This is a genomic window from Gordonia sp. NPDC003425 (assembly GCF_053588635.1).
Window position 1 is genome coordinate 53292 of record NZ_JBSFQI010000009.1, and the last position, 17090, is coordinate 70381.

Annotated in this window: 17 protein-coding genes; 5 read left to right on the plus strand and 12 right to left on the minus strand. The window is 67.1% G+C overall.

The genetic code is table 11. The features are described 5' to 3' along the window. Positions 1-21: 21 nt before the first annotated feature. Genes ACWDTD_RS12660 through puuE form a run of 3 tightly spaced genes read right to left on the minus strand, consistent with a single transcriptional unit; the run spans position 22 to position 3431 of the window. Complete coding sequence (locus ACWDTD_RS12660; protein WP_449747454.1) at positions 22-1248, minus strand: M50 family metallopeptidase; 1227 nt, start codon at positions 1246-1248, stop codon at positions 22-24. A gap of 38 nt (positions 1249-1286) precedes the next feature. Then, complete coding sequence (dxr, locus tag ACWDTD_RS12665) at positions 1287-2459, minus strand: 1-deoxy-D-xylulose-5-phosphate reductoisomerase (RefSeq protein ID WP_449747455.1); 1173 nt, start codon at positions 2457-2459, stop codon at positions 1287-1289. A gap of 6 nt (positions 2460-2465) precedes the next feature. Then, complete coding sequence (puuE, locus tag ACWDTD_RS12670; protein WP_449747456.1) at positions 2466-3431, minus strand: allantoinase PuuE; 966 nt, start codon at positions 3429-3431, stop codon at positions 2466-2468. A gap of 184 nt (positions 3432-3615) precedes the next feature. On the opposite strand from puuE, the gene ACWDTD_RS12675 reads away from it, so the two are divergent. Next, the gene (locus ACWDTD_RS12675) at positions 3616-3897 is read left to right on the plus strand and encodes a DUF2631 domain-containing protein (protein ID WP_449747457.1); all 282 of its coding nucleotides are present in this window, start codon (positions 3616-3618) and stop codon (positions 3895-3897) included. A gap of 4 nt (positions 3898-3901) precedes the next feature. On the opposite strand, the gene rlmN is transcribed toward ACWDTD_RS12675, so the two are convergent. After that, on the minus strand, positions 3902-5014 hold the full coding sequence (rlmN, locus tag ACWDTD_RS12680) for a 23S rRNA (adenine(2503)-C(2))-methyltransferase RlmN (RefSeq protein WP_449747458.1): 1113 nt from the start codon (positions 5012-5014) through the stop codon (positions 3902-3904). A gap of 30 nt (positions 5015-5044) precedes the next feature. Between rlmN and ACWDTD_RS12685 the strand changes: the two genes are divergently transcribed. After that, positions 5045-5422, plus strand: a complete 378-nt coding sequence (locus ACWDTD_RS12685) for a lipopolysaccharide assembly protein LapA domain-containing protein (protein ID WP_449747459.1) — start codon at positions 5045-5047, stop codon at positions 5420-5422. Positions 5423-5462: 40 nt separating this feature from the next. On the opposite strand, the gene ACWDTD_RS12690 is transcribed toward ACWDTD_RS12685, so the two are convergent. The 5 genes from ACWDTD_RS12690 to ACWDTD_RS12710 all read right to left on the minus strand — a co-directional run bounded on the left by ACWDTD_RS12690 (position 5463) and on the right by ACWDTD_RS12710 (position 9870). After that, positions 5463-6398, minus strand: a complete 936-nt coding sequence (locus ACWDTD_RS12690) for a phosphatidate cytidylyltransferase (RefSeq protein WP_449747564.1) — start codon at positions 6396-6398, stop codon at positions 5463-5465. A 38-nt stretch (positions 6399-6436) separates the two neighbouring features. Next, positions 6437-6994, minus strand: coding sequence for a ribosome recycling factor (gene frr, locus ACWDTD_RS12695; protein ID WP_449747460.1), 558 nt, complete (start codon positions 6992-6994; stop codon positions 6437-6439). 58 nt (positions 6995-7052) lie between these two features. Beyond that, on the minus strand, positions 7053-7793 hold the full coding sequence (gene pyrH, locus ACWDTD_RS12700; RefSeq protein WP_449747461.1) for a UMP kinase: 741 nt from the start codon (positions 7791-7793) through the stop codon (positions 7053-7055). Between the two features lie 128 nt (positions 7794-7921). Beyond that, the gene (locus tag ACWDTD_RS12705) at positions 7922-8860 is read right to left on the minus strand and encodes a glucosyl-3-phosphoglycerate synthase (protein ID WP_449747565.1); all 939 of its coding nucleotides are present in this window, start codon (positions 8858-8860) and stop codon (positions 7922-7924) included. An 11-nt stretch (positions 8861-8871) separates the two neighbouring features. Next, positions 8872-9870 (minus strand): alpha/beta hydrolase, encoded by a 999-nt coding sequence (locus tag ACWDTD_RS12710; RefSeq protein ID WP_449747462.1) that lies wholly within the window; start codon positions 9868-9870, stop codon positions 8872-8874. 407 nt (positions 9871-10277) lie between these two features. Between ACWDTD_RS12710 and ACWDTD_RS12715 the strand changes: the two genes are divergently transcribed. Together ACWDTD_RS12715 and ACWDTD_RS12720 are read left to right on the plus strand one after the other, a co-directional pair. Next, positions 10278-11699 (plus strand): condensation domain-containing protein, encoded by a 1422-nt coding sequence (locus ACWDTD_RS12715; RefSeq protein ID WP_449747463.1) that lies wholly within the window; start codon positions 10278-10280, stop codon positions 11697-11699. A 13-nt stretch (positions 11700-11712) separates the two neighbouring features. Further along, positions 11713-13404 carry an MFS transporter gene (locus tag ACWDTD_RS12720; protein ID WP_449747464.1) on the plus strand — a complete coding sequence of 564 codons (1692 nt, stop codon included), beginning with the start codon at positions 11713-11715 and terminating at the stop codon, positions 13402-13404. Between the two features lie 74 nt (positions 13405-13478). On the opposite strand, the gene tsf is transcribed toward ACWDTD_RS12720, so the two are convergent. Both tsf and rpsB read right to left on the minus strand, forming a co-directional pair. Further along, positions 13479-14303 carry a translation elongation factor Ts gene (gene tsf, locus ACWDTD_RS12725; protein WP_449747465.1) on the minus strand — a complete coding sequence of 275 codons (825 nt, stop codon included), beginning with the start codon at positions 14301-14303 and terminating at the stop codon, positions 13479-13481. A 118-nt stretch (positions 14304-14421) separates the two neighbouring features. Beyond that, entirely contained in the window at positions 14422-15255 is an 834-nt protein-coding gene (gene rpsB, locus ACWDTD_RS12730) for a 30S ribosomal protein S2 (RefSeq protein WP_449747466.1), read from the minus strand. 340 nt (positions 15256-15595) lie between these two features. Here rpsB and ACWDTD_RS12735 point away from each other — a divergent pair, with 340 nt between their 5' ends. Continuing rightward, on the plus strand, positions 15596-16099 hold the full coding sequence (locus ACWDTD_RS12735; protein ID WP_449747566.1) for a M23 family metallopeptidase: 504 nt from the start codon (positions 15596-15598) through the stop codon (positions 16097-16099). Between the two features lie 41 nt (positions 16100-16140). Here the strand turns inward: ACWDTD_RS12735 and ACWDTD_RS12740 are convergent, their stop codons facing one another. Then, entirely contained in the window at positions 16141-17079 is a 939-nt protein-coding gene (locus ACWDTD_RS12740) for a tyrosine recombinase XerC (RefSeq protein WP_449747467.1), read from the minus strand. Positions 17080-17090 lie beyond the last annotated feature (11 nt).

Genomic DNA, 17090 nt, shown 5'->3' on the forward strand with positions numbered 1-17090 from the left:
ACTTCGAAAGACTCGGGACCATCAGAAGATCTTGATGGGATTGACGATATCGGCGGTGAGTGTCAACACCATGAATCCGGCCATCACCACCACGACGGCGTAGGTGATGGGCATCAGCTTGTAGTAGTCCACGGGACCGCCAGCAGCGCGTCCACGCCACCGCCTAAGCGTGTCGCGGCCCTTCTGGTAACCGACGATCGCCATGTGCCCGCCATCCAAGGGTAGTAGCGGCACCAGGTTGAACAAGCCGAGGAAGAAGTTGATGCTGATCAGCAGCAGCAGGAACACACTCCACTGCCCGTGCTCGACGGTCTGCCCGCCCATCACCGACGCACCGTAGACGCTCACCGGGGTGTCGGCGGCACGCTCGCCACCGGTGACCGCGGTCCACAGTCCACCGACCTTCGACGGCAGCGAGATCAGTGCCTTGAAGGTCTCCACCAGCAGTTGGCCGGTGAACACGAAGGTGCCCGGAACCGCACTGAGCGCGGTGTAGTGCGTGACCGGCTCCGGGGGCGCGTCGAGTTGCACGCCGATGGCGCCGACCGTGACGGGCTTGAGCGATCCGTCGGGCTGCTTCTGCATCCGTTGCACCTGGGTGACCGGCACGTCGAGCGTCTGGGTGGTGTCACCACGCTTCACCTCGAGCTGCGCGGTGCCCGTCGTCTTCCAGGTGGTGGTGATGAGGTCGGCGTTGTTGACCACCGGGTGGCCGTTGATCGCGACGATCTGGTCGCCGGGCCGTAACCCGGCGGCCGCGGCGGGACTGTCGCCGGTGCACGCCACCGGCTCGCCCTTGGCGTCGGTCGTCGCCGCAATGCAGGTGGCGCGGTCGACGTACACCGCGGCGTGGTCGGCGTCCGGGCCGATCTTGGGCAGCCCCCATCCGACGGCCACGATGAAGACCAGCACCAGTCCCAGCAGGATGTTCTGGGCGGGTCCGGCGGCGAGCACCACCAGCCGTTTCCACGGCTTCTGCAGGTACATCGCGCGGTCGCGTTCGTCGTCGGTGAGTTCCTCGTAGGGCGTCATCCCGGCGATGTCGCAGAATCCGCCGAGCGGCAGCGCCTTGATGCCGTACTCGGTCTCCCCGCGACGGGTGGACCAGAGGGTGGGGCCGAAGCCGACGAAATAGCGGCGGACCTTCATTCCGGTGGCCTGAGCGGCCCACATGTGGCCGCATTCGTGCCACGCGACCGAGATCACCAGCGCCAGCGCAAACAGCACCACGCCGATCGCGAAACTCACCTATCACTCCATTCGACGGCTGTGTCCGGGGCCGACGCTCACCGCGGGTCCCGCTCGACCAGCTCCGCCGCCCTCATGCGGGCCCACCGGTCGGCGGCCAGGACCTCATCCACAGTACCCGGCGCCACGCGCCACTCGTCGGCGTCGGAAAGCACCTCGCCGACGATCTCGACGATCCGCGGGAATCTGATCGCACCGCGGAAGAAGCCGTCGGCGGCCGCCTCGTTGGCGGCGTTGAACACCGCGGTGAGGCTGCCGCCGACGCGCCCGGCCTGCCGGGCGAGGTCGATCGCCGGGAACACCTCGTTGTCGACGGGTTCGAACGTCCACGCCGATGCGGTGGAGAAGTCGCAGGCACCCGACGCCCCGGGCACCCGGTGCGGCCAGTGCAGGGCCAGAGCGATGGGCAGCTTCATCGACGGCGGCGACGCCTTGGCGATGGTGGCACCGTCGACGAAGGTCACCATGGAATGCACGATCGACTGTGGGTGCACGGTGACGTCGATGCGGTCGTAGTCGACGCCGAAGAGCAGGTGCGCCTCGATGACCTCAAGCGCCTTGTTCACCAGGGTGGCCGAGTTCAGCGTGATCAGCGGACCCATCGACCAGGTGGGATGTTTTCCGGCCTGCTCGGGCGTGACGTGCTCGAGATCGGCGCGACTCCACCCCCGGAACGGTCCGCCGGACGCGGTGAGCACCAGCCGGTCCACCTCGGCCTCCGAGCCGGCGCGCAGGCACTGCGCGATCGCGGAATGCTCGGAATCGACGGGCACGATCTGCCCCGGAGCCGCTGCGTCGAGGACCAGCGATCCACCGGCCACCAGCGACTCCTTGTTCGCGAGTGCCAGCCGCGCCCCGGATTCGAGCACTGCGAGACTCGGCCGCAATCCGATCGAGCCGACCACGGCGTTGAGCACCACGTCGGCCTCGACGGTCTCCACCAGCCGGCACATTCCGTCGGGCCCGCCGAGCACACCGTCGCCGATGTCGGCGGCGAGTTTCTCGGCCGCTTCCGGGTCGGCCACGGCCACGCGATCCGATCGCAGCCCGTGGTCGCGGACCTGGGCGCCGAGCGTGTCGAGGGATGCGCCGCCCGCGCCGAGCCCGACGACCTCGAACAGGTCGGGGTTGTCGGCGATGACCTCGAGGGCCTGCACCCCGATCGATCCGGTGGAACCCAGGATCAGTACGCGTGTCCTCACGCCGACCATTGTGACTCAGGCTGGTGGATGCACCGAGCGCCAGTGCTCGGCGATGTCGATACGCCGGGCGATCCAGACACCGTCGTGACCGCCGATGTGGTCGAGGAAGCGTTCGAGACTCGCCAACCGCGCCGGCCTGCCGGCCAGCCGGCAGTGCAGTCCCACCGAGAGCATTTTGGGCGCTCCTTCGGCACCCTCGCGGTAGAGAACGTCGAACGCGTCGCGCAGGTGGGCGAAGAACTGCTCGCCCGACGGGAACCCGCCGGGCGAGGCGAAACGCATGTCGTTGGTGTCCAGGGTGTAGGGCACGACGAGATGATCGACCTGCTCGGTGACCGCGCCGACCGTTCGCGGCACCCGAACCCAGTACGGAAGGTCGTCGGCGTAACTATCGGAGTCGTAGACGAAACCGCCGTACTCGACCACCAGGTCGCGCGTGCGCGGTGAGTCGCGGCCGGTGTACCAGCCCAGCGGACGGCTGCCGGTGATCTCGGTGAGCAACTCGACGGCGGCGCGCATGTGCTCGCGTTCCACGTGTTCGTCGACCATCTGATAGCTCAACCACCGGTAGCCGTGGCACGCGATCTCGTCGCCCCGCTCGACGAACGCCGCGGCCGCCTCCGGGTTGCGGGCCATCGCCTGTGCCACGGCGAAGACGGTCAGCGGCAGACCGCGCCGTTCGAAGGCTCGCAGGATGCGCCACACCCCGGCGCGTGACCCGTACTCGTAGAGCGACTCCATGCTCATGTGGCGGTTGGGAAATGATTGCGCACCGACCATCTCCGAGAGGAAGGTCTCACTGCCCCGGTCGTTTTCGAGGACGTTGTTCTCCGAACCCTCCTCGTAGTTGAGGACGAACTGCACCGCGATCCGGGCGTCGCCGGGCCAGTGCGGGTGGGGGGGATTCGCGCCGTACCCGACCATGTCGCGGGGATAGTCCTCGGCTCGGTAGTCGGCGAGAGAACGCGTGGAAGAGAGCATGGCGGCATTCTGTCAGCATTGGCGTCATACGGCTTGGCGGCATCGGCGTCATACGGCTTGGCGGCATCGGCGCCGTACGGCTTGGCGCGTGCCGTGCGACAGCGGAGTTCGGGTGCCGCTATGCTCGTCCTGAACTACTACCGATCGTCAGACTCTTCTGACGCCCGCGCAGTGAGGAGCCACCGTGGCAAGCACCGAGGTCGAGCACAGCAGCGATACTCACTCGGGGGAGATCGACACCGGGTGGCGGCGCGAACCCGCCGACGCGCCGTCGGCGCGCTTCGGATGGTTCGGCATTCCGCGGACACCGGCGATCATCGCCGGGTGGTTCTGTGTGGCGGCACTGCTGTTCATGCTGATCGGCAACCAGGTGGGCCACGTCGAGGACATCTACCTGATCGCGATCGCCCTGGTTCTCGCGCTAGTGCTGCTCTACAAGATGTTCCAGAAGAAGAAGTGGAGCTGACCGGCTAGACGCCGGTCTCCTCCGCGGCGAGCTGACCGCACGCGGCGGCGATCTCCTGCCCCCGTGTGTCACGCACGGTGCACGACACCCCCTGCGCGCGCACCCGCCGCACGAATTCGCGCTCCACATCCTTGGGACTGGCGTCCCACTGCGAACCCGGGGTCGGGTTGAGCGGGATCAGGTTGACGTGGACCAGCGACCCGAGGGCACGGTGAAGTTTGTCGCCGAGCATGTCGGCCCGCCACGGCTGGTCGTTCACGTCGCGGATGAGCGCGTACTCGATCGACACCCGGCGACCACTGGTCTCGGCGTAATAGCGCGCGGCCTCGAGTACCTCCGACACCGACCATCGGTTGTTCACCGGCACCAGGGTGTCGCGCAGTTCGTCGTCGGGGGTGTGCAGCGAGACCGCCAGCGTCACCGCGAGAGCCTCGTCGGCGAGGCGGCGGATGGCCGGGGCCAGACCCACGGTGGACACCGTCACCGATCGCGCCGAGATCCCCAGTCCCTGCGGGGCGGGTGAGGTGATCTGGCGCACCGCCGACACCACCCGCTTGTAGTTGGCGAGCGGTTCGCCCATGCCCATGAACACCACGTTCGACAGCCGTCCGGGCTCACCGAACTCGCCGTCGCGCAGGGCGCGGGCGGCGGCACGCACCTGGTCGACGATCTCGGCCGTCGACAGGTTGCGGTCGAGGCCGCCCTGTCCGGTGGCGCAGAACGGGCAAGCCATGCCGCAGCCCGCCTGGCTGGAGATGCACAATGTGTTGCGGTCGGGATAGCGCATGAGCACGCTCTCGAGCAGCGTGCCGTCGTGCAACCCCCACAGCGTTTTCCGGGTGCTGCCGTCGTCGCAGGAGATGTGCCGGATCGGTGTGAGCAGCGTCGGGAACAGTGCGTCGCCGACCACGTCGCGGGCCGACGCGGGCAGGTCGGTCATCTCCTCGACGTCACCGGTGAGCCGACCGTAGTACTGACGGGCGAGCTGGTCGGCGCGGAATCTCGGCAGACCGAGTTCGGCCAGCGCCGCCACGCGGCCGGCCTGATCGAGGTCGGCGAAATGTGTCGGCGGAAGTCCTCTGCGTGGCGCGTCGAACACAAGCGGCAATGAGGTCATTGGCCCATTGTCGCATGTCATGATGTGTGTATGACCAATCCCGATGAGCGCCCCGACATGCCGGCCGACGAGCCGGCGATCGACCCCGCACAGCATCAGGCGTTGCTCGCCGAGCGCGCAGAGTTGCGCGCCACCGTCGACAAGGTGAAACACACGCGGACGCGGGCGACCTTCGCCGGAATGGTCATCGGCGCGGTGATCCTGATCCTGCTGCTGGTGTTCATCCTGCAGAACCTGAAGTCACAGAAGATCGAGCTGTTCTTCTGGGAGGTCAATCTCCCGGTGGGTGTGAGCGTGCTGATCGCGGCCATCGCCGGCGCCCTGATCGTGGCGATCGCGGGCGGCGCCCGAACCCTTCAGCTCAGCCGCGCGCTGAAAAGGGCGAACGCAGGCACGCCACCCGAGTGACGCGGGTGAATGCGCATTCCCGCACCCGTCGGGAGGGCGATCACAGCAGCGCGGTCAGTACCGCCCAGACGATGAAGGCCGACGGCAGCAGCGAGTCGAGCCTGTCCATGATGCCGCCGTGCCCGGGTAGCAGGGTGCCCATGTCCTTGATCCCGAGATCGCGTTTGACCTGCGATTCCACCAGATCGCCCAGGGTGGCGCAGATGACGAGGACCGGCCCGAGCACCAGTCCGATCCACCAGACGCTGTCGATGAGGAACACCACCGAGCAGACCGCGCCGACGGTGCCGACGACCAGCGACCCACCGAGTCCCTCCCACGACTTCTTGGGGCTGATCGCCGGTGCCATCGGATGCTTGCCGAAGAGGACTCCCGCCGCGTAGCCGCCGACGTCGGAGCACACCACGACGATCATGAGGGTGGCCACACGCGCCGCACCGTGATCGGCGATGACCAGCAGCGCACCGAAGGACGCCAGCAACGGCAGCCAGGCGAGCACGAACACCGTCACCGACAGATTGCGCAAGTAGTTCTGCGGCGCGTGCGCGATGCCCTGCGCGAGCAGCATCCACACCATGCACACGAGGACGGTGGACACGAAGGCGACGAGGATCCCGGTGGTCCCCCACGGCCAGCCCGACCAGATGATCGCCTGCCCGCCGACCAGCAGTGGCCACAGCGCGACGTCGTAACCGCCCGAGCGCAGCCGCTTGGCGACCTCCCAGGTGGCAATGGCGAAGGCGACCGACACCACGCCGTACCAGACCTTGGGCGCAAACAGCAGGATGAGGATGATCGACACGCCCAGGGCGACGCCGACACCGATCGCGGCGGGCAGGTCGCGGCCGGCCCGCGACTTCTTCGCCGGTGCCGGCTTCTTCTGCACCGGAGCCGACGCGTCGCCGCCCGTCCCGGTCACCGGCTCGCCGTCCGAGCCTCCCGAAGGAGTCGGATTGGGCGGCGAATCGGTGGCCATGGTGTCGGAGATGTCCTGACGGTCGGGCTGCTCGGTGCTCACACCTCCAGCAGTTCGTTTTCCTTGTGCTTCACGAGTTCGTCGACCTGATGCACGTAATCAGCGGTGGTCTTGTCGATCTCCTTCTCGGCGCGAACCACCTCGTCTTCGCCGGCCTCGCCGTCCTTCTGGATGCGCTTGAGTTCGTCGACGGCCTTGCGCCGGACGTTGCGGATGGCGACCTTGGCATCCTCGCCCTTCGCCTTGGCCTGCTTGACGAGTTCCTTGCGACGGTCCTCGGTGAGCTGCGGGATCGCCACGCGGATGAGGTTGCCGTCGTTCGTGGGGTTGACCCCGAGGTCGGAATTGCGGATCGCGGTTTCGATGTCGCGCAGATTCGACGGCTCGTACGGTTTGATCACGACGAGCCTGGCCTCCGGCGTCGTGATCGAGGCCACCTGCGTGATGGGGGTGATCGCGCCGTAGTACTCGATGTGGATCTTGTTGAACATCGACGGGTTGGCTCGGCCGGTGCGGATCGAACCCATGTCGTCCTTGGCCACGCTCACCGCCCTTTCCATCTTCTCCTCGGCGTCGAGCAGTGCGTCGTCAATCATCCTTCGTCCTGATTCTGGGTCGTGTCGTGGGCGGAGTAGGTCATGTGGTCGGCCGCGATCATGTGCGCACCAGAGTGCCGATCCGCTCGCCCGCGACCGCGCGCGCGATGTTGCCCTCCTCCAGGAGATTGAACACCAACATGGGCATTTTGTTGTCCATACAGAGGCTGAACGCCGTCGCGTCGGCCACCTTGAGTTCCTTGTCGAGCGCTTCGCGGTGGGTGATCTCGCGGTAGAGGGTGGCATTCGGGTCGGTGCGGGGGTCGGCGCTGTAGACGCCGTCGACCGCCTTGGCCATCAACACCACCTCGGCCTTGATCTCCAGCGCCCGCTGCGCGGCGGTGGTGTCGGTGGAGAAGTACGGCATTCCCATGCCCGCCCCGAAGATCACCACACGGCCCTTCTCGAGGTGCCGTACCGCTCGAAGCGGGAGGTATGGTTCGGCCACCTGCCCCATCGCGATCGCGGTTTGGACCCGGGTGGTGATCCCGCGCTTCTCCAGGAAGTCTTGCAGCGCAAGACAGTTCATGACGGTTCCGAGCATGCCCATATAGTCCGAACGCGCTCGGTCGAGTCCACGCTGCTGCAATTCCGCACCGCGGAAGAAGTTGCCGCCGCCGATCACCACCGCGATCTGCACCCCGGAGTTCACCACGTCGGCGATCTGGTCGGCCACCGTCCCCAGTACGTCGGGATCCAGCCCCACCTGTCCACCTCCGAACATCTCACCGCCGAGCTTCAGGAGTACCCGGTGATAACCGGATCGCTCGCTCTCGTGGCTGTCGGGGGTTTGGCTCATCAGCATCCTCACTGCTCGGTCCGCCACCCCATCCTATGGTCCGCGCGTGGCGGCGCCACCCGGTGGTGGGGCGTGCGGACCGAGCCGGCGAGCGCGGGGCGCGGGCGCGGTACCGGCCGGCCGGCGATTCAGCGGGGATGTCCGGCCACCGCGCCCGCGAGCAGCGTCCGTAGCGGCGGCCGGTCGTCGAGCACCGGATAGGCACGCCGCAGCGCGGGGCCGCCATCGCCGAGAACGAACGCCGTCAGCGGAGCACCACGGTCGTCGATCCCGAGGCGGCCGAACAGTGTGGCGACGATCTGCCGTGACATCGGACCGAGTTCGTGCAGCGGACGGTTGCGGTGAACCCGGGAGCCGAGGTCGACCTGCCCGATCGCGTCGATGCCGTACCGATCGGCGGTGTCGAGAAGCACACCGATCTCGACGCCGTAACCGGCTGCGAACGGGATGGACGTGAACAGTTCCCGGGTTCCGGCGTACTCACCGGCCAGTGGTTGGATGACACCACTCAACTCCGGTCGCAGCGCGGCCAGCAGCGGACGGACGGTCAGTTCGGTGACCCGTCCGCCACCGGCGGCATCGACTCCGTCGGCGTTGATCAACGGCCGACGGTAGTAGCCCTTGACCAGGTGCAGTTCCGGGTTCATCAGCAACGGCCCCAGCAGGGCGGGGACGTAGCGCGGATCGGGGTCGATCACGTCGCTGTCCATGAAGACCACGATGTCGCCGGAAGTCGCCGCGAGCGAGCGCCACAACACCTCACCCTTACCGGGGACGACCGGCACGCCCGGCAACGCAGATTCACGCGACTCGACCCGCGCGCCTGCCGCCGCCGCCCGTGCCGCGGTCGCATCGGTCGACCCGGAGTCGATCACCACGATCTCGTCGACGAGGGTGTTCAGCAGGGGCATCACGCTCGCCACCACCGCGCCGACGGTCGCCTCCTCGTCGAGCGCGGGCAGTACCACCGACACCGTCCGGGAACCCTTGGCCTCGATCAGTTCGGTCACCGACCAGTCGGGCCGGTGCCACGTGTTGGTCTCGAGCCAGGTGGCCGCACCCTCCATGGACGCGATCGTCACGACGCCAGCGCCTCGCGGAACTGTGGCCACGCCCGGTGCAACTCGTCCTGCCAGTACGGCCAGGCGTGGGTGCCACCCTCGTAGAAGTGGAAGGTCGCCGGTACCCCGCGTTCGGCCATCCGCTGCTGCAGATTGTGTGAACACTGGTTGGTCGCGGTTTCGATCACGGCACCCACTGCCAGCTGATCGAACAGTTTGCTGCCGTTGCCGTTGATTCCCGGGCCGTCGAGGGTGTCGTACTTGCCGGGGGCGCCCGATCCGTTGGACACGTAGATGGACTTTCCGCGGAACTCGTCGACATGCAGGTACGGGTCGTTGGCCGCCCAGGCCGGATCTGTCGATGGCCCCCACATGTTCAGGGTGTTCCCGCCGCCACGGCCCTCCACCACAAGCTTGACCACGGTCTGCCCGGCGGGGTCGCTGGTCTGTGCGCAGCCACTGAACGACCCGATCGCCTGATAGCGCTTCGGTGCGTGCAACGACAGCTGGAACACGGACGTCCCAGCCATCGAGATGCCCGCGACGGCGTTGCGGCCGGTCCCGTTGAAATTCTTGTCGATCAAGGTCGGCAGTTCGTCGGCGAGAAAGGTGGCCCATTTCTGCACGCCGAGCTTCGGGTCGGGCCGGCGCCAATCGGTGAAATAGCTCGCCGCGCCTCCCATGGGGACCACCACGTTCACATTCTCGTTCGCGAAGAAGGAGATGATGTCGGTCTGATCGAACCAGCTGCTGCCGCCGTCGCCGCCGGCCGCACCGTTGAGCAGATACAGGGTGGGCGCAGGGCCACCGCCGGCGGCCGGGATCATCTTCACCGGCACCACCTGTTTCATGGCGGGCGACCACACCCCGAAATCGACCTCCCGCGGCGCCACGCGCTGGCGGTCGACGATATGCGGCCCGCTCGGAGCGGCATACGCGCTCGCCGGCACCAACAGTCCGGCGACCACGGCGCACGCAACCGCAGCCAGGGCCAGCACTCCCGGCCGCACTGCCAATCCCCTACCTCCGGGATGCACACCTGTCCCCACACGCCTTGACGCCCTGCTCAAATGACTGCTCCCCCATGTGGTCGTCTGCGGTATCCGCCGCGTTACTTCGGCTCCCGCGAACAGCGGATTCTGGCGCCCCCGATGGCACGAAGTGTGCCGCACCACACCACCGCTGTCCACCACTGGGGTCGATTTCGCAAACCTGGACCAATGACCCACTCAATGCGCAACGCGACGTTAATCTCTGTGACCGGCAATGAATTTCGACGCGCTGTGAATCAGGGTCCGATTGCGACCCACCCGTGGTTACGCTAGCGTCGGTCACCAACGCTTAGGTGTGACACCGCCGTCGTGGACAGTGGGAGGAGTCGGGGCAGCTCCATTTCCACCCGATCAAAGTAGAGGTATTCCTGGTGGTCAATTTCGGCCTGATAGACGAATGGACACCGCGACCCGGACGCGTGACCACGTGGACCATGGCTCGCGAAAGTCTCGCCGCTGCAGCAGAAGCACCGATCGATGTCGTGCCGCCGTCCCACCAACAGGAGGAATACCTCAGGGCTGCCCTGCGCAATACCGAAGCAGGATTCCGATTCTCGCGACTTTGCTTGGAAGCCTTCGATTTCGAGGGCGTTCTCAACGTCGACGCACTGACCCGAGCGCTCAACACCTACCTCCGGCGACACGACACCTTCCGGTCGTGGTTCTCGGCCGAACCCGACGGCACGATCGCTCGTCACGTCGTGGATTCCGAACTGCTGACGATGGTGCCGACACAGCACGGCGAGATGGACACGCCCGAAGCGATCAGGCATCACGTCCAGGAGGAGACGCCCGGGCCGTTCAACTGGGACTGCTTCACTTTCGGTGCAATCGAATGGGAAGGCGGCTTCACCGTGTACGGTGCCGTCGACCATCTCAATACCGACGGAATCTCGCAGGCGCTCACGTGCTCCGAGATCATCACGCTGTATCTGAACGAGGCCTTCGGCCTGAATACCCAACTTCCCCCGGTCGGCAGTTATCTGCGGTTCTGCGAGCACGAGCGCGCGGTGTCGCGTGAGGTGACGCGCGAGTCGGAGACCTTCCGTACCTGGATCCGGCTCGTGCAGGAGAACGGCGGCCGGCTACCCACGTTTCCGATGCCCCTCGACAAGGAAGCCGAGGGATACACCCGCAGTGCGCTCTACACCGCAACGGTCTTCGACGAGGACATGGCGCAGAAGTTCGACGCCGCCGGCCGTGAGCACGGAGCGAACATGACGGCGAGCGTGCTCGCCGTCGCCGCGATCGCATCCACCGAGTTCACCGGAAAATCCGACTACCTCGGCATGACACCCAAGAGCACGCGCGCGCCGGGCGACGAACTCAATTCGGTCGGCTGGTTCACCAACCTGATTCCGGTGCCGATCCACATCCACGCCGACGACACCTTCGCCTCCTTGGCCACGACGGCAGCCAAGAGTTACAACGCAGGCAAAGAACTCACCCACGTCTCCTTCCACCGGGTCCTGCAACTCGTGGAACCCGAGGACGGGATCGACGTGCCCGAAGGCTGGTCGGTGCCGATGGTCTCCTACATCGACGTCCGGAAACTCCCCGGGGTGGACATGTTCGACGCCATCAACGGATGTCTGTTCGGGAATCGCGGCAGCAGCGAGGAGGTGTTCCTGTGGATCAATCGCTTCAAGGACCACACCTCCATCACCTTGTTGTTCCCCGACACCGAGATCGCTCACAAGTCGGTGCAGACCTATGTTCAGAAACTCACATCGATCATGAACACCGTTGCGACACAAGGGAACTACCATCCCGTCGTGCCCGCAATGACCTGACATCGGTCCTGATATGACGAAAGCGGATGCCGCACAGTCGTATCCGACCACCACCGAGCCGACACCGTCACGCGCCGCGTGGGTTGCTCTGGCCGGGTGCCTGCTCGGGCTGTTCATGCAGATGCTCGACACCACCATCGTCAACATCGCGCTGCCCGATCTGACCGTCGATCTCGGAGCGTCGGTCGCCGAGCAGATCTTCGTACTCAGTGTCTACACACTGGCATTCGCGTGCACGCTGCTGACCGCCGCCACACTCGGCGGCCGGATGGGCCGACGACGCGTGTTCATCTTCGCCATGGTGGCGTTCACGGTGACGTCGGTGCTATGTGGGCTCGCGCAGAATCCGGTGGAGCTCATCGCATGTCGCGCCGCCCAGGGCATGAGCGCGGCGTTGATGTCGGCGCAGACACTCGCGTTGATCGCCGCACTCTTCCCGAAATCGCGTCACGGCATGGTTTTCGGTGTCTACGGCGCCGTCGCCGGTCTGGCCGCGATGCTCGGGCCGGTGATCGGTGGCCTGCTGGTCACGTCCGACCTATTCGGCTGGGGATGGCGGTCGATCTTCTTCGTCAACGTGCCGCTGGGTGTGATCGCGTGCGTGCTGGCCGCGACGCGCCTGCCGCAATTACGCGAGATCGACCCGCCCCGCCTCGATCTGGTGGGCGTGGCGTTGTCGACGTCGGGGCTGTTTCTGTTGCTGTATCCGCTGGCGGTGGGACGCGAGCAGGGCTGGCCGCCGCGACTGTTCGTGATGATGGGCGGCGCGGTGGTTCTGCTCATCTCCTTCGTCGTGGCCGAACGGCGGTTGTTGAGCCGTGGCGGCGCGCCGCTGCTGCGGATGGACCTGTTCGCGTCGCGCCGGTTCTCGGTGGGACTGCTGTTGTCGCTGCTGTTTTTCAGCGTGTTCGCGGGCTTCTTCTTCACGGTGTCCGTGGCCACACAGTTCGGCCTCGGCTACTCCGCGTTGCGGACCGGATTGCTGGCGTTGCCCTTCGCCGTCGGGGCGGCGTGCGGCTCGATACTGTCCCCGATCGTGGTACGGCGTTTCGGGGCGGCCCGCACCCTGTGTGCGGGCATCCTCGTGCTCTCCGGGGGCCTGGCGTGGCTCGGCGCAAGCCTGCACCCTGATACCGCGGCGTTGTCGATTCCGGCAGTACTGGCACCACTGATCGCCGGCGGCGTCGGAACCGGGATGTTCATCGCCCCGCTGCAGACCACCATCCTGTCCGACACCAACCCCGAGAATGTCGGATCGGCGTCGGGCAGTGTGCCGACGGTGCAGCAGATCGGCGCGTCGATCGGACTGGCCGTGGTCACGATCTTCTTCTTCGCCCAGGTCTCGCAGCAGTCGGCGACGGCGGTGCCCGCGGCGCGCGCCGACCTGGCGACGGCCCTCACAGAGACGACGGTGGAGCCGATGTTCCAGGGGGCGATCGCCGACCGCTTCGCGCAGTGCGCCTCGGCGCAGCTGTCCTCGGCTCATCCCGAGCAACCCGCGCCGGGATGCGCGCCGGGCACCCGGGGACAGTCGGGGCTGGCCGCAACGCTGGCGAAGAAGGCTGCACCCGAACTGCGTGTGGCCGGGCGGCAGGTGGCCGCGCAGAGTTTCCTCGGCGCCTTCCAGACCACGCTGTGGGTATTGGCAGGTCTCGGCGTGGTGATCGCCGCGTTCACGCTGGCGCTACGGACCTCCCGGATATGACACGACCCCGCGTCCGGAAGCGGACGCGGGGTCGTGCATCGATCATGGGCCGAAGACGGCCATGACATCACTGGTCAGGACTGGCCGACCTCGAAACGGGTGAAGGCCTTCACGGTGGCTCCGGCCTCGTCGAGGATGTTCTTGACGGTCTTCTTCGAGTCCTTCACGAACGGCTGGTCGATGAGCACGGCGTCCTTGTAGAACCCGTTGAGACGACCCTCGACGATCTTGGGCAGCGCCTTCTCCGGCTTGCCCTCGGCCTTGGCGGTCTCCTCGGCGATGCGGCGCTCGTTCTCGACGACATCCGCGGGGACCTCGTCGCGCGACGCGAAGCGAGCCTTGAGCGCGGCCACCTGCTGGGCGGCGTTGCGCGCGGCCTCGGCCGCGTCGTCGCCCTCACCGGTGTAGGCCACCAGCACACCCACCGCCGGCGGCAGGTCGGACGCGCGCTTGTGCAGGTAGACCGCCACCGGACCGTCGTAGTAGGCGACGCGGCGCAGTTCGAGCTTCTCGCCGATCTTGGCCGAGAGGGCAGCCACGGCGTCGGCGACGGTGCCGTCGCCGAGCGGTGCGGCCTTGAGCTCGTCGACATCGCTGGTCTTCGCGGCTGCTGCGGCCGCGACCACCTTGTCGGCGAGTTCCTGGAACTCGGCGTTCTTCGCGACGAAGTCGGTCTCGGAGTTGAGTTCGATCATCGCGCCGTCCTTGGCCGCGACGAGACCCTCGGCGGTGGAGCGCTCGGCGCGCTTGCCGACGTCCTTCGCGCCCTTGATGCGCAGTTCCTCGACGGCCTTGTCGAAGTCGCCGTCGTTGTTCTCGAGCGCCTTCTTGCAGTCCAACATGCCAGAGCCGGTGAGCTCGCGGAGACGCTTCACATCGGCTGCGGTGTAGTTCGCCATCGTTGGCGAGCCTCCTTTGAAATGAATACGTGGTCCGGATGCGCGGCGCACTCGCACTGTGTGGCGTGTGCGCCGCGCGTCCGGTCGGCTGGGTGAGTCCCGCTACCGGTGAGCAGTGTCAGTTGGTGGCGGGCGGCTCGGTCGCGGCGCCGGCCGACGCGGCGACCTCGGTGCCGGACGCCGCCTGGGTCAGCAGTTCCTGCTCCCACTCGGCGAGCGGTTCCCCGCCACCGGCCTCCGGCTTGGAGTCGTCGGTGGACTGCCCGGCGCGTGCCTGCACGCCCTCGGCCACCGCGGAGGCGATGACACGGGTGAGCAGGGCGGCGCTACGGATGGCGTCGTCGTTGCCCGGGATCGGGTAGTCGACGAGGTCGGGATCGCAGTTGGTGTCCAGGATCGCGATGACCGGGATGTTGAGCTTGCGTGCCTCACCGACAGCAATGTGCTCCTTGTTGGTGTCCACCACCCAAATGGCAGACGGCACCTTGGCCATATCCCGGATACCGCCGAGTGTCCGCTCGAGCTTGTTCTTCTCGCGGGTCAGCATCAGGATTTCCTTCTTGGTGCGACCCTCGAAGCCACCGGTCTGCTCCATGGTCTCGAGTTCCTTGAGACGCTGCAGGCGCTTGTGCACGGTCTGGAAGTTGGTGAGCATGCCACCGAGCCAGCGCTGGTTGACATACGGCATGCCGACGCGGGTAGCCTCGGCGGCGATCGACTCCTGCGCCTGCTTCTTGGTACCGACGAACAGGATGGTGCCGCCGTGGGCGACGGTCTCCTTGACGAACTCGTACGCCTTGTCGATGTAGGTCAGCGTCTGCTGGAGGTCGATGATGTAGATGCCGTTGCGGTCGGTGAAGATGAATCGCTTCATCTTCGGGTTCCACCGGCGGGTCTGGTGCCCGAAGTGTGCGCCGCTGTCCAGCAGCTGCTTCATGGTCACGACAGCCATGAGTGATCAATCCTTTGTGTGCAGTTGACGTCGTCACCGGGTTGATGACGACCCTGGCGCCTGCGCTCGCGCGGAACCCGGGGTCCGGGACCGCCCGCGCGGAGTGTGTCGGTGACGCGCCGAGCCTGCGAAGGGCCGCGGCACGCACCCGGATGCAGGCGCGCGAAGTCACCCCATCTGTCGATGAGATGCCCTCCTACGATACGCCGGGCGCCGGTGGGAACCAAAACGCTCCTTGTCGTGCGCGAATGGTCGGCGAGAGTGTGCGGAGCCGAAAGGCTCGTCGCTGCGTCCAAGGACGGTGAGCGAAGACGACGCCGGATTCGACGGCCGCCGGTGGATGCTGATCACTCTGGGTGAGTTGCTGGTCGCCGCCTTGTTGCTGTGGGTGGTGCCCTCGGCGGTGAGTGCGCGTTCGCCCGACTTCTCCGCACCGTTGCCACCGAGACCGACCGTTGTGCGCGCTTACGACCCACCCGAGCAACGGTGGCTCTCCGGGCACCGCGGGGTCGATTTCGCGGCCGCTCCCGGTACCGAGGTGCTGGCCGCCGGAGATGGGGTGATCCGGTTCGCCGGTGTGGTGGGCGGCAAGCCGTCGGTGTCGGTGATGCATCCGAACGGTCTGATCACCAGCTACGAGCCGGTCCGCGCGAGTGTGCAGGTGGGCGCCCGCGTGATGAGGGGCGATCGGATCGGTACGGTGCTGGCCGGGCATCCGGGATGTCCGGTGGCGGCATGTCTGCACTGGGGCGCCCGGCGCGGTTCCGGCCATGCCGCCGCCTACACCGATCCGCTGGGGCTGCTCGGTGCGGTCCGGGTGCGGCTCAAGCCGCTCGGCGGTTGAGGGGCACGAGGTGTGATGTTGAGCGGATGCGACCGCGCGGATCAGGCGCGCGGATGTGCCTGCCGGTGTACGGCACGGAGTCGTTCGACACTGACGTGGGTGTAGATCTGCGTGGTGGCCAGGGAGGAGTGCCCGAGAAACTCTTGCACCACCCGCAGGTCGGCACCGCCCTCGAGCAGGTGGGTGGCCGCGCTGTGACGTAAACCGTGGGGCCCCATGGACGGGCCGCCCGCGGCCTCCACCGCGCGGTGGACCACCGTGCGGGCCATACGCTGATCGAGCCGTCCGCCCCGTGCGCCGAGCAGCAGCGCGTCGCCCGACCGGGCCGTCGCCAGCGCCGGGCGACCGCGCCGCAGCCAGTCGTCGACCGCGGCGGCGGCCGGCGCGCCGTAGGGCACCGCACGTTCCTTGTCACCCTTGCCGATCACCCGCACCACCCGGCGTGCGCCGTCGAGATCGGCCATGTCGAGACCACAGAGCTCACCCACACGAATTCCGGTGGCGTACAACAGTTCCAGGATCACCACGTCGCGCAGGACCAGTGGGTCCGCGCTGGGGGGTACTGCCCCCGATTCCTCGGCCCCGCCGGTCCCGGGCTGTCGAAGACGTACCGCGGCGTCGATCGCCGCGGCCGCCTCGCCGGGGTCGAGAACGGGCGGCAGCGTGCGGTGGGCCTTAGGAGCCTGCAACCGGGCGGCGGGATCTGCGGCCAATACGCCCTCTCGGGTGGCCCAGGCGCAGAAGGTCTTCACCGACGACACCTGCCGAGCGATCGTGGTGCGGGCTGCGCCGCGTCGGGTGTGTTCGGCGAGCCAGGCACGCAGCAACGGCAGATCGAGTTCGTCGACGCGACGGCCACGCGCACCGGCGAAGGCGATCAGTCCACGCACGTCACCCGCGTAGGCGCGGATGGTGTGCTCGCTGCGACCGCGTTCGTGACGCAAGTACACCGCGAAGTCGTCGAGGACCGTCGGACTCATGTCCCGAGCAC

Bases quoted from the DNA above. Each gene is read 5' to 3' on its own strand.
- ACWDTD_RS12735 (WP_449747566.1), top strand. From the start codon at position 15,596: ATGCTGATCACTCTGGGTGAGTTGCTGGTCGCCGCCTTGTTGCTGTGG.
- rpsB (WP_449747466.1), bottom strand. From the start codon at position 15,255: ATGGCTGTCGTGACCATGAAGCAGCTGCTGGACAGCGGCGCACACTTC.
- dxr (WP_449747455.1), bottom strand. From the start codon at position 2,459: ATGGTCGGCGTGAGGACACGCGTACTGATCCTGGGTTCCACCGGATCG.
- ACWDTD_RS12705 (WP_449747565.1), bottom strand. From the start codon at position 8,860: ATGGAGGGTGCGGCCACCTGGCTCGAGACCAACACGTGGCACCGGCCC.
- ACWDTD_RS12690 (WP_449747564.1), bottom strand. From the start codon at position 6,398: ATGGCCACCGATTCGCCGCCCAATCCGACTCCTTCGGGAGGCTCGGAC.
- ACWDTD_RS12685 (WP_449747459.1), top strand. From the start codon at position 5,045: ATGACCAATCCCGATGAGCGCCCCGACATGCCGGCCGACGAGCCGGCG.
- rlmN (WP_449747458.1), bottom strand. From the start codon at position 5,014: ATGACCTCATTGCCGCTTGTGTTCGACGCGCCACGCAGAGGACTTCCG.
- pyrH (WP_449747461.1), bottom strand. From the start codon at position 7,793: ATGAGCCAAACCCCCGACAGCCACGAGAGCGAGCGATCCGGTTATCAC.
- ACWDTD_RS12720 (WP_449747464.1), top strand. From the start codon at position 11,713: ATGACGAAAGCGGATGCCGCACAGTCGTATCCGACCACCACCGAGCCG.
- ACWDTD_RS12740 (WP_449747467.1), bottom strand. From the start codon at position 17,079: ATGAGTCCGACGGTCCTCGACGACTTCGCGGTGTACTTGCGTCACGAA.
- tsf (WP_449747465.1), bottom strand. From the start codon at position 14,303: ATGGCGAACTACACCGCAGCCGATGTGAAGCGTCTCCGCGAGCTCACC.
- puuE (WP_449747456.1), bottom strand. From the start codon at position 3,431: ATGCTCTCTTCCACGCGTTCTCTCGCCGACTACCGAGCCGAGGACTAT.
- frr (WP_449747460.1), bottom strand. From the start codon at position 6,994: ATGATTGACGACGCACTGCTCGACGCCGAGGAGAAGATGGAAAGGGCG.